At 43.2% G+C, this 11813-nt stretch carries 5 protein-coding genes and 1 pseudogene; 2 read left to right on the forward strand and 4 right to left on the reverse strand.

From position 1 onward, the window contains the following. Positions 1-266: 266 nt before the first annotated feature. Complete coding sequence (locus tag RMY63_RS11950) at positions 267-2432, reverse strand: EAL domain-containing protein (RefSeq protein WP_322728909.1); 2166 nt, start codon at positions 2430-2432, stop codon at positions 267-269. Positions 2433-2970: 538 nt separating this feature from the next. Between RMY63_RS11950 and RMY63_RS11955 the strand changes: the two genes are divergently transcribed. Together RMY63_RS11955 and RMY63_RS11960 are read left to right on the forward strand one after the other, a co-directional pair. Then, entirely contained in the window at positions 2971-8634 is a 5664-nt protein-coding gene (locus tag RMY63_RS11955; RefSeq protein WP_322728910.1) for an AAA family ATPase, read from the forward strand. A 136-nt stretch (positions 8635-8770) separates the two neighbouring features. Then, positions 8771-9250: a response regulator gene (locus RMY63_RS11960; RefSeq protein WP_322728911.1), complete on the forward strand. Its 480-nt coding sequence runs from the start codon at positions 8771-8773 to the stop codon at positions 9248-9250. A 135-nt stretch (positions 9251-9385) separates the two neighbouring features. Here RMY63_RS11960 and bioF read toward each other — a convergent pair whose 3' ends face one another. From bioF to RMY63_RS11975, 3 genes and pseudogenes are all read right to left on the reverse strand, one after another. Beyond that, on the reverse strand, positions 9386-10546 hold the full coding sequence (gene bioF / locus RMY63_RS11965; protein ID WP_322728912.1) for an 8-amino-7-oxononanoate synthase: 1161 nt from the start codon (positions 10544-10546) through the stop codon (positions 9386-9388). Positions 10547-10664: 118 nt separating this feature from the next. Then, positions 10665-11297: a Holliday junction branch migration protein RuvA gene (gene ruvA / locus RMY63_RS11970; RefSeq protein ID WP_322728913.1), complete on the reverse strand. Its 633-nt coding sequence runs from the start codon at positions 11295-11297 to the stop codon at positions 10665-10667. A gap of 147 nt (positions 11298-11444) precedes the next feature. Continuing rightward, positions 11445-11807, reverse strand: a pseudogene (locus tag RMY63_RS11975) (HAD-IIB family hydrolase); the annotation flags it as partial. Positions 11808-11813 lie beyond the last annotated feature (6 nt).

Below are 11813 nucleotides of genomic sequence, written 5' to 3' on the forward strand. Positions count from 1 at the left end.
CTAAAATAAAATACTAAATATACAAAGCTAATTAATTTATAACAAAAACTATAGAATAATATCTGGCTCAGGATCGAGATAAACAGAAAATATTGGCTGTAGTTGTGAGATAACCTATTTATCATCCAACTGCTTTTTTAATTATAGCTATAGTCACACAGGTTAGGACAGTGTTGATTGCTCAAACTTTTGAAAAAATTAGATTTTTACTCAGCACGGGCTAAACCTTAGCTATCCGCTAACAGCACTCAGCAAGCTATACCTGATCATTTGCCTGATTTACCAGAGGATAAATACATACTTTGACTTGCTAGAAGTACTTCTGCTGTCTCATATCTAAGAGGTTTAGAGAACACATAACCTTGACCAAATTCGCATCCAAGTTCCTGTAACCATTGAAGTTGTTGTGGTGTTTCAATACCTTCTGCAATCACGGCTAATCCGAGTTGATTGCTTAAAGCAATAATAGTACTAACAACCTGATAATTCCGGTTCCCTTCTTGCATCTGACTTACAAAAGAGCGATCAATCTTCAAATTATCAGCAGGTAAACGATGGAGATAATTGAGCGATGAATAACCGCTACCAAAGTCATCAATGCTGATTTGAATCTTTCTGTCCTTTAATTGGGTTAATAAATCAATTGTTTGACTGATATTTTCAATTAACATGCTCTCGGTAATTTCTAGGGCTATGGAATCGCCTTCTAAACCCGTTTGGGCTAGTGTTTGATCGATGCTATTAATTAAACTAGCTTGGCGAATATCTTGAGCAGAGAGATTAATACTCATCTTGAGTGGGAAGTGACTAGCAAACTTGGTTTTCCAGTTTGCTAGTTGTTGACAAGCTTTGTAGAACATCCAGCGATCGATTTGCACAATTAGCCCCGTTTCTTCGGCAACAGGAACAAATTCCTCCGGCAAAATAAACCCGCGAGTTGGGTGTTGCCAGCGCACTAATGCCTCAAATCCAATCAGCCGAACTGCTTGCTGCAATTCTCTACTAACGTGTTGGGTTGACCCGCCATAGGCATCGCCAAGTATGTCAACAATCGGCTGATAGTATATAACAAATTCTTCTCGTTCGAGAGCTTTACGGATATCGGTTTCTAGAGTTAGCCGATTTACGGCTTGAGTGTGCATTCCTATATCAAAAATTTTGTAGGAACTTCTATCTTGGGCTTTGGCTCTATACATGGCAATATCGGCATCTCGGAGTAAATCGGAGGCGTGAGCATAGTTCTTTGTTTCTAAGACGATACCGATGCTCGTACTGATAACTACTTCAGAATCATTAAGTATCAATGGTGTTTGAAAATCTTTCAGAATCCGCTCAGTAATTTGAATAGCTTTTTCAATACCAGAAATATCTTCCAGCAGAATTACGAATTCGTCACCACCGATTCGAGCAACTAAATCAATCTTTCGCAGATGAGTTTTTAGCTTCAAAGCAATGGTTTTAAGTAGTTGATCTCCAGCTAAATGTCCTAAGCTATCATTGATCACTTTGAAGCGATCTAGATCGAGAAATAAGACGGCGTAACGATAGGTTTCTATGCGTTTGGCTCGGTCAATCGATAATTCTAGCCGTTCTACTAAAAGCGTCCGATTTGGTAAATCTGTCAATGGATCGTGCAAAGCGTTGTGAATAATCAGTTCTTGTGCTTGTTTGCGATCGCTCACATCTAATAAAACACCATGCCAAACAATATCCCCGTTTTCTCGACACTCCAAACGTGCATTTGCCTGTACCCACTTGAGTTTACCAGAGGGTGTAACTAATCGCCATTCATAAGAGAATGGGTTTAAAGTTTGAGCGCTTTGTTTAGCAGCCGCATAACATCCGGCACGATCATCAATATGGATTTGTGCCAAGCAAAGAGAGGCATTTTCTAAAATTTGATCTGGTGTTAATTCTAGAAGATCCAGACAGCCGAAACTGATGTATTCAAAGACAATAGAACCATCAAAATGATATACAAAGCTATAAATTATTCCCGGTATATTAGATGCTAATGTTTGTAACAGATTTTGGGCTTGTTGGTGCTCTGCCCGCACCTGAGCATCCCGAAGTTCTCGACGCACCGCCACTGACAATCGGCTTAAGTTATCTTTCATTACATAATCATGAGCACCTGCTTTCATCATTTCCACAGCAGATACTTCGCCGATTGTGCCAGAAACGAGAATGAAAGGAATATCTTTCTGACTCTGCTTTGCTATTTCCAGAGCCATAGGAGCATTGAATCCAGGCAATCGGTAATCTGAAATTATCACATCCCAGGTACGGCTATTGAGGGCTGTGTGTAGCTCTTCGACCGTTTGGACACGTTGCCAGATTGGATTGAAACCACCGCGACGCAGTTCACGGATAACTAACATGGCATCGATTTCTGAATCTTCAACCATCAGGACGTTCAAGGGTTCACTCATGCCTCATACCTCATCATCTTTTTGGTAAAATTTGAGTTAATCCGCCACATTTTCATCCCAAACAACACCGATTAGCTGCTAGGAAATATGGCTAATAGATGCACCAACGATTTGCAAGCTGGTGAGTAAACGAGCGTTCAAGTGGCTGGCTAATCTCGCCCTTGTCTGCGCTCAAATGAGAAATGAAAAATAGTTTCTTTTAAGATACCTGCTTAGTTAACTCGACACTCCTCCTAGTAAAGATTCGGGGAAGTTTGCCTACCTTTAACCAGTTGCTTTGAGCAACTTGTCTGGTTAATTGAGATGGTAGCTGGATTGACGCCGTACTGTACTAGTAGCATAAGGCAGAATTTACGTATTCACGCATTCAAACAGGTATACAGCGTAAGCGTTTCATTAATTTGGAATGGTCTGTTTATTTCCGCCGTGTTGTACTAGTGTAAATATATAAATAATCAGAGGTTTGACTATTGTATAATCTGGCTTGCGAGTCAACCCTACTTTGCTCCTCAATGTCATAATTGAAGGCGGTTGAAGTATGCTAGAAATTCCTGAATATAAAATTTGGGCAAAAATCCATGAAAGTGCTAATTCACGGGTCTATCGGGGAATTCGGGAACGGGATCGTTTGCCTTTAATCTTCAAGATTTTGCAGAAAGACTACCCTACGCCAGAGGAAATCACGCGCTATAAGCTGGAATACGAAATTACCCGCAGCTTATCATTGGAAGGTGTTATCCAGGCTTACGACTTGCAGCAATATCAAAGTACTTTTGCGATCGTTCTGGAAGATTTTGGAGGCGAATCTTTAACAAAAATTATTGCAACTAGAAGGTTTTCCTTAATCGAGTTTTTGAAGTTAGGTGTTCAGATTGCTGAAATTTTAAGTGAAATTCATAGTGCAAATATTATTCATAAGGATATTAATCCATCCAATATTGTTTTAAATCTAGAAACACAACAACTGAAAATTATTGACTTTGGGATTTCAACTGCCCGATCGCGGGAGACATTAACTCTCAAAAATCCAACCGTATTAGAGGGAACATTAGCTTACATATCTCCAGAGCAAACAGGCAGGATGAACCGTTCTCTGGACTATCGAACTGATTTTTATTCATTAGGTGCTACCTTCTATCAACTGTTGACCCATCGGCTGCCCTTTGAATCTAGTGATGCTCTGGAGTTGATTCATTACCATCTGGCTCTAAATCCTGTTCCACCAGATGTTATCGATCCAGAAATTCCTGCAATAGTTTCAGAAATTATTCTGAAACTATTAGCTAAAACAGCAGAGGAGCGATATCAAAGTGCCTGGGGAATTAAAACTGATTTAGAACAGTGTCTAATTCAGCTACAAGATACGGGACGAATTGAGCCTTTTTTGTTAGCGCAACAAGATATTTATGATAAGTTTTATATCCCGGAAAAACTTTATGGTAGAGAAAGGGAGGTTGAGACATTATTAGCAGCGATCGCCAGAGTCGCAGGTAATAGAGTTGATCGGGAAAACTCTATTTCCCTACCTGCTTGTGGCAATCTGTCTGCTTCTCAAGTTGAACTGATGCTGATAGCAGGATACTCCGGGATTGGTAAGTCAGTATTGGTGCAGGAAATTTATAAGCCGATTACCCAACAACGGGGCTACTTTATTTCAGGCAAATTTGATCAGTATCAGCGCAATATTCCTTACTTTGCGATCGCTCAAGCCTTTGAGTCACTGATCAAACAATTACTGACTGAAGAAGAAGTACAGCTGTGTCAGTGGCGAGATCACCTCTTAGCTGCCCTTGGCTCAAGTAGTCGCGTCATTACCCAAGTAATTCCTACATTGGAATTAATTGTCGGCAATCAACCAGACGTACCAGTTCTACCGCCAATAGAATCCCAAAATCGCTTTCACCAAGTCTTCCAAAATTTCATTCGCGTCTTTACCCAGTCAGAACATCCACTCGTCATTTTTTTAGACGATCTCCAGTGGGCAGATAATGCCTCGCTAAAGCTGATTCAACTGCTAGCTACCTCCACCGAGAAACAATCTTTGTTGTTGATGGGGGCATACCGAGATAACGAGGTGAATACAGCTCATCCCCTGACCCAGATGGTTGAGGAAATTCGCCAAGCTGGAGCAGTAGTGAACCAACTTTCACTGACAGCATTAAGTCTACCTGATATCAATCAGCTGATTGCCGATACATTGCACTGCCAATCAAAGAATTCCCTGCCCTTGGCGTCACTGTTGCAACAAAAAACTGGTGGTAATCCCTTTTTCATCAATGAATTTTTGAAATCTCTCTACACTGAAGGGTTACTGGAATTCGATCGCCAAACCAAGAAATGGCAATGGTCGATAGAACTAATTCAGAATCGGGGGATTACCGATAACATTGTCGAGTTGATGGCAGGCAAAATTCAGAAGCTCAACGAAAAGACGCAGCAAGTGTTGCAGCTATCTGCCTGCATTGGCAACTCATTTAATCTGGAAACCCTGGCATTTGCCGCCCAATTATCCCAACAAGAAGCCGCGCAAGCTTTGGGAGTGGCGATCGCTCAAGGGTTGATTTTGCCCATGAGTAATGCCCACAAATCGGTTGTATTGGATGTGCCCCTCCCTAGCAATCCTGCCATTGAATATAAATTTGTTCACGATCGCATTCAGCAAGCAGCCTATTCTTTGATTCCAGAAGTTAAGCAAAGAATTATCCACCTGCAACTTGGACAATGCTTGCTACAAAATACTCCAGCCGAGCAACGAGAACAAAAGATATTTGATATCACTAATCAACTCAACTTGGGCAAAGCACTGATTCAACAGCAGTCAGAGCGGAATGAACTAATAGAGTTAAATTACTTGGCAGGTAACAAAGCCAGCGCCTCCTCTGCATATAATTCAGCCTTGCAGTATTTTCAGACGGGCTTGGCTCTATTAGGAGAAGATTGCTGGCAAAGGCAGTATGACCTTACCCTAAAGCTCTACATCAAGGCGGCGGAAGCAGAATATTTGAATATTCATTTTGAGCGGGCAAATATCCTGGCACAGATGGCTTTAAGCAACACTGCAAACTTACTTGATCGCGTCAAAGTATACGAATTGCAGATGCAAATTTGCATGGCACAGCTCGAAATGGTGAAAGCGACCGAGATTGGTTTACAAGTTTTGGAACAACTCGGTATTTCTCTGGTGATTCTAGAAAAAGAAGAGAGCCTGCTGATCAAGTTGCCTAGCCTTACTAACTTATCAGCCATATCTGTGATGACCGATCCCTACAAACTTTCTGCTATGCAGATTTTGAAAATGCTATGTAGCTCCGCATTTATGGCGAAGCCGGAAATTTCTCCCCAGATTATCATCACCATGATCAATCTTTGTATTGAGCATGGCAATTCACCACTATCAGCGTTTGCCTTTGGTATGTATGGCTTGCTGCTGTCTGCAACAGGTAGCATTAATGAGGGATATCATGCTGGAAAAGTTGCTCTAGAGTTACTCGAAATTTTTAACACCAGAGAACTCACCGCGAAAATTTATAACTTATTCAATTCCAACATCAGAGCCTGGAAAGAACACGTGAGAAATAGCATTGCTCCTCTGCAAGAAGCAGTGCAGATTGGGCTGGAGACTGGAGATATTGAATGGGCTGGTTATGCTGCCGCCAACCTCTGTAGCTATATGTTTTTCTCTGAAGAGAATCTGGCATCTACTGTACAACAACAGGCAATCTATATCGACCTCTGTATCAAAATTCAACAAGATATCCCAACCCACTTCACTCAAATATGGAGACAGCTAGGGTTGAATTTGTGCGGATTAGCTGAAGATAAATATCGATTGATTGGCGAAAGCTTTGATGAAACTCGTATGCTGCCACGTTTAATTGCAGCGAAAAGCGGCACGGTTCTGTACATTTTTTATGTTGCTAAGACTATTCTGCTGTATCACTTCAGCGAGTATGACCAAGCACTAAAACAGGCAAAATTGGCACAACAGCAAGCCGGTGCTGCCTTTGGGTTTATGCAGGTGGCAATTCTTAACTTTTACCATTCTCTGGCGCTTTTGGCGGATTATTTGGAAGTTCAGCCTAATTACCAACAAACTTATCTACAACAGGTTGAGGCAAACCAGAAACAGATGCAATTCTGGGCACAGCACGCCCCGATGAACTATTTACACAAGTGGCAGTTGGTAGAAGCAGAACGGCATCGGCTATTGGGTGAGATAGTAGTAGCAATGGATGCCTACGATCGCGCGATCGCCCTAGCAAGAGAAAATAAATACCTGCAAGAAGAAGCGCTGGCCAACGAACTAGCAGCAAAGTTTCATCTGGCAAACAACCGGATGACAATTGCTAAAGCCTATCTGCAAGAGGCAAGGTACGCTTATTTAAGGTGGGGTGCAACCGCTAAAGTCCAAGACTTAGAAAGACGTTATCCCCAACTGCTAGAACTGCGATTTGAAAGAACTGGAACAGGTAAAGTTAACACTACAGAATCGGCTGCAACCAAATTAGAAGCACTTGATTTAGAAACAGTGTTGAAAGCCTCCCAAGCGATCGCCAGTGAAATTTTGTTAGATAAACTCCTGGCAAAACTGATGACTATCCTGATTGAGAATGCCGGGGCGCAAAAGGGTTATCTGATTTTGCCAACACAAGATGAATGGCGGGTTGAGGCGATGGGGTCGATTGGCAATGAAACAGTAGCCGTTTTGCAATCAATTCCCCTAGAAGCAATATCAGCAGACAGCACTCCTTACTTGCCAACTGCCCTGATTAATTACGTAGTTCGCACCCAAGAAAGCATCGTCCTCGATAATGCTGCTCAATTGGGCAACTTTCAATCTGAACCCTGGATTGTGCAGCACCAATCGAAATCAATTCTTTGTGCGCCTCTTTTGAACCAGGGAAAACTAACTGGAATTGTCCTTTTAGAAAATAATCTCACCACCAGCGCCTTTACCCCAGAGCGAATTGAAATCTTCAGTTTACTTTCTACTCAGGCAGCTATTTCCATTGACAATGCCCGTTTGTGGAAACAGGAGGCAGAACTAAATGAATCCTTACGGGCTGAAATTGCCGAACGCCAACGAGCCGAGAAAGACCGCGATCGCCTAATTACCATCCTAGAAGCATCCACCGATCATATTGGCATGGCTACTCCCCAAGGCAATGTTTTTTGGAATAATACTCAAGCCAGAAAATTGGCAGGCATACCACTGGATGCAGACATTACTACCATGAATATCCCCAAATACCATCCCCAGTGGGCATTAGAGATTATCCAAAATCAAGGCATTCCAGCAGCTATCCAAAATGGGATCTGGGTTGGTGAAAGCGCTTTGTTGGGCGGTGATGGCAGAGAAATTCCGGTTTCGCAAATGATCATTGCTCACAAAGCCACAGATGGCAGTCTGGAATATTTTTCTACGATTATGCGCGATATCAGCGCCCTGAAAGCGGTAGAGGCAGAAGTCCGCCAACTCAATGCTGAATTGGAAGAACGAGTAATCCAGCGGACAGAGCAATTGCAAGCTGCTAACAAAGCCTTAGAGGCTTTTTCCTACTCCGTTTCTCATGATTTACGAGCACCGCTGCGGGCGATCGTTGGCTTTGCGAGAATGATGCAAGAAGATTACGGTGAGCAACTCGATGCGGAAGGCAATCGTTACCTAAAAATTGTCCGAGAGAATGCCAAACGCATGGGTGAGTTGATTGACGATTTGTTGAACCTATCCCGCCTAGATCGTAAAGAAATGTCCCGGCAGCCCGTCTTGCCAAATGATATAATTCAACACGTGCTGAGTGATTTAGCCCCAGATTTGCAGGGTCGTCAGATTGAGTTTGCGATCGCCGATTTACCTATATGTCAGGCTGACCCTTCACTGCTCAAACAAGTCTGGATAAATCTATTATCGAATGCGATTAAATACACCCGCTACAAATCCCCTGCTTATATTCAAGTAGGCTATGAGGTTATGAATGGGGAAGGAGTGTATTTCATTAGAGATAATGGAGCCGGATTTGATATGCGGTATGCCGATAATCTGTTTGGGGTATTCCAACGTCTACACCGCGAACAAGAGTTTGCAGGTACGGGGATCGGACTAGCGATCGTGCAACGCATTATTCAACGCCACAGTGGACGCATCTGGGCCGAAGCAGCGATCGATCAAGGCGCAACCTTTTATTTTACCCTTCAAGGGTAAATTAACCCATGATATCAAGTCCGGTTAATCACTTATGATTACTGGATCTATGCAAAAATCCCAAAAGCCTCTTTCCCCCTGCCCTCTGCCCCCTGCCCCCTGCGGTCTAAATGATAAGTCTTTGACCGGAGATGATATGAGTGACCAACCCATCGATCAGCCCAATGACCCATCTTTAAAGCAACCAATTTTCATTGTATTAGTTGAAGATAATCCTACTGATGCCGAGCTAACTATCCGAGCATTGCGTCGCGGTAGAATTGGCAACAATATTCAACTACTTCAAGATGGAGCCGAAGCCCTAGATTTTCTCTTTTGTCGGGGAGAGTACGCCCACCGTAGCATGACGAATCAACCCAAAGTCATTTTGCTAGATTTGAAACTGCCAAGGGTAAGTGGATTAGAAGTTTTACGGCAACTCAAGTCTGATCCACGCACACAAATGATTCCAGTTGTGGTGCTGACCTCTTCTGCTGAAGACCAGGATATAATCGAGAGTTACCAGCTTGGGGTGAATAGCTACATCGTCAAACCTGTTGATTTTGAACAATTTAACCAAGCAGTCCAACAACTTAGTTTTTATTGGATCTTGTTTAATCAATTGCCAGCTTTGTGAAAGGGATTGAGGATTGGGGATTGGGGACTGGGGATGGTGGGGCCCCCTCTGGGGATAAGGGGTAATGGGGATTGGGAAGAATTTTTCCAAACTCCTAACTCCTAACTCCTAACTCCTAACTCTCCCACTCAGCATTCAGCAATGTGATAGTACTGCTACCAATTTTTCAATATGTACTACTTCATGAGTTGCCATCACAGATATTCTGATTCGACTTGTGGGCACTGTCGGGGGACGAATTGCTGGGGCAAAAATGCCAGCATCTCTTAGCTGTTTTGCAGCTTTGAGGGCATCTGTAGCATTAGGCAATTGAAAACATAATATGGGTGATTCAGAAGGCAGCAATTTCAGGTTAGGTAACTGTTGCAGCAAAGTTTTCAAGTAATGTATATTCTCCCACAATTGGGCACGATGTTGCGGTTCTTGTTGCACAATCTTGATTGCTGCTAAGGCTGCGGCTGTATCAGCAGGTGAAAGCCCAGTGGTATAAATCCAACTGGGTGCGCGGTTCCGCAAAAAGTCAATTAGGGCGCTACTTCCTGCTACGTACCCGCCTAAACTGCCTAAAGCTTTACTCAAAGTGCCAATTTGAATTAACTGCTTTCCTGTACACCCAAAATGTTCAACACATCCAGCACCAGTTTTTCCTAGTACCCCACTGGCATGAGCTTCATCGACTAGCAGCATACAGCTAAATTCATTAGCAAGATCCAACAGTGCAGGCAATGGACATAAATCGCCATCCATGCTGAAGACGGTATCAGTAAGAATCAAACAGCGTCGGTAATTTTGCCGCTGCTGGTTCAACTGAGTTTTTAATACTGCCATATCACAGTGCGGGTATTCCACAACTGCTGCACCGCTGAGAATCGCTCCATTTTTCAGACTGGAATGATTGTACTGGTCAGAGAATATTAAATCACGCTTGCCCACCAGGGCGGTAATTGCACCCAAATTGGCTAGATACCCGGAACTAAATACCAGGGCATCTTCTGTTTGTTTGGTAAATGCGATCGCCAACTCTAAATCTCTGTGTAATTCTCGATGCCCACTGAGTAATCTCGAACCAGTACTACCAGTGCCAAATTCAGCAACGGCTGCGATCGCCGCTGCCATCAAACGCTCATCTCCAGCCAATCCCAAATAGTCATTGCTGGCAAAATTAATTACCTCTTGCCCAGCTAAAACCACCGTTGCACCCGAACGACCATTGATCGGTTGTACTGAGCGATACCAGTCCGCCCGATGAATTGTTGCTAAGGACTGTTCTAGCCAAGCATAAGGGTCAGTGGGCATGGGGAGCAGGGGAGGCAGGGGAGGCAGGGGGAGAATAAGAAATAACTAATGACTAATGACTAATGACCAATGACTAATGACAAATGACAAATGACCAATGACAAATGACTAATGACAATTAAACTTGTTCGCTGCTGAGATGAGCGATCGCTTGTTTAATCCAGTCTTCGACATAGGCATCTTTAGGTAGTCCGATGTCTTCGCTGACCACATGCAGGGCGTGACTGACTTCATGGGCAGTATATCCCAAGGCGAAGAGGGTCATTTGCACTTCTTCGAGAATTCCCGGTGCTGGCCCGCCTGTGGCAACGAAGAACCCGGCTGATTTGCGCCACTCGACTAATTTGCTTTTCAGTTCCAAACAGATGCGTTCGGCGATTTTCTTACCGACACCGGGAGCCTGAATTAATATTTGTGTATTGCCAGCGATAATTGCTTGGACTAAATCTGGTAGTTCCAGAGTGTCTAAGAGTGCGATCGCTAAGGCTGCACCAATACCTGTGACAGTCAGCAAGTGGCGAAATAAATCGCGTTCGGCTGGGGAAGCAAAGCCATATAGAAAGGGCACTTCTTCACGAATTTGCAAATGGGTAAAAATTTGCGCCACTCCTCCCGACTCTGGTAATTGATTTGCTAGCCGTTGAGGAACTTGCAAATCATACCCCAAGCCATTTACTTCCAAAGTCAGAATTACGCGATTAACACCAATTGTTTGGATACCAGCCACTATACCTTTTAAATAACTAATCATTACAAGAGACCAAAATAATTTAACAAAGTGTAGGGGTTTAAATCCCCGGCTTCTATCAAGCCGCAAGTGTTGTGGCGGGGTCTAAATCCCTGTTACAACACGGAAAAAGCGAATTGCGTTAGCGCAGCGTTAGCGAGTCTTCGAGCGTCATTGCGAATTGCGAATTGCGAATTGGTTTAAGCCTTCGATAATTCCACCTGCACAAAAACATGAAGCCAGGTAGCGGTAGTCTGCGGGATACTCATTGTGCCATTGGAGTAACTCTTTGCGGGCATTCCCCACAATGATTCCGCGTTCGTTGCCTACAGCAAATAAAGCAATATCATTACCTAAATCACCACAGACAACTGTTTGTTCTGCTGCAAATTTCCACTTTTGGCGCAAAAACTGCATTGCTTGACCTTTATCGCTGGTCAGGGGTACAATGTCAAGGTCTATTCCGCTACTGTAGATTAACTTTACATTTAATTTATATTTCTGCAACTTTGCTTCAAGTTGTGGTAATATGCTTTAGTT

It is taken from the genome of Nostoc sp. ChiQUE01b, assembly GCF_034531255.1.
Classification (GTDB): domain Bacteria; phylum Cyanobacteriota; class Cyanobacteriia; order Cyanobacteriales; family Nostocaceae; genus Nostoc.

Coding starts and splice junctions, on each gene's coding strand:
- RMY63_RS11950 (WP_322728909.1), bottom strand. CDS start 2,432: ATGAGTGAACCCTTGAACGTCCTGATGGTTGAAGATTCAGAAATCGAT.
- RMY63_RS11955 (WP_322728910.1), top strand. CDS start 2,971: ATGCTAGAAATTCCTGAATATAAAATTTGGGCAAAAATCCATGAAAGT.
- RMY63_RS11960 (WP_322728911.1), top strand. CDS start 8,771: ATGAGTGACCAACCCATCGATCAGCCCAATGACCCATCTTTAAAGCAA.
- bioF (WP_322728912.1), bottom strand. CDS start 10,546: ATGCCCACTGACCCTTATGCTTGGCTAGAACAGTCCTTAGCAACAATT.
- ruvA (WP_322728913.1), bottom strand. CDS start 11,297: ATGATTAGTTATTTAAAAGGTATAGTGGCTGGTATCCAAACAATTGGT.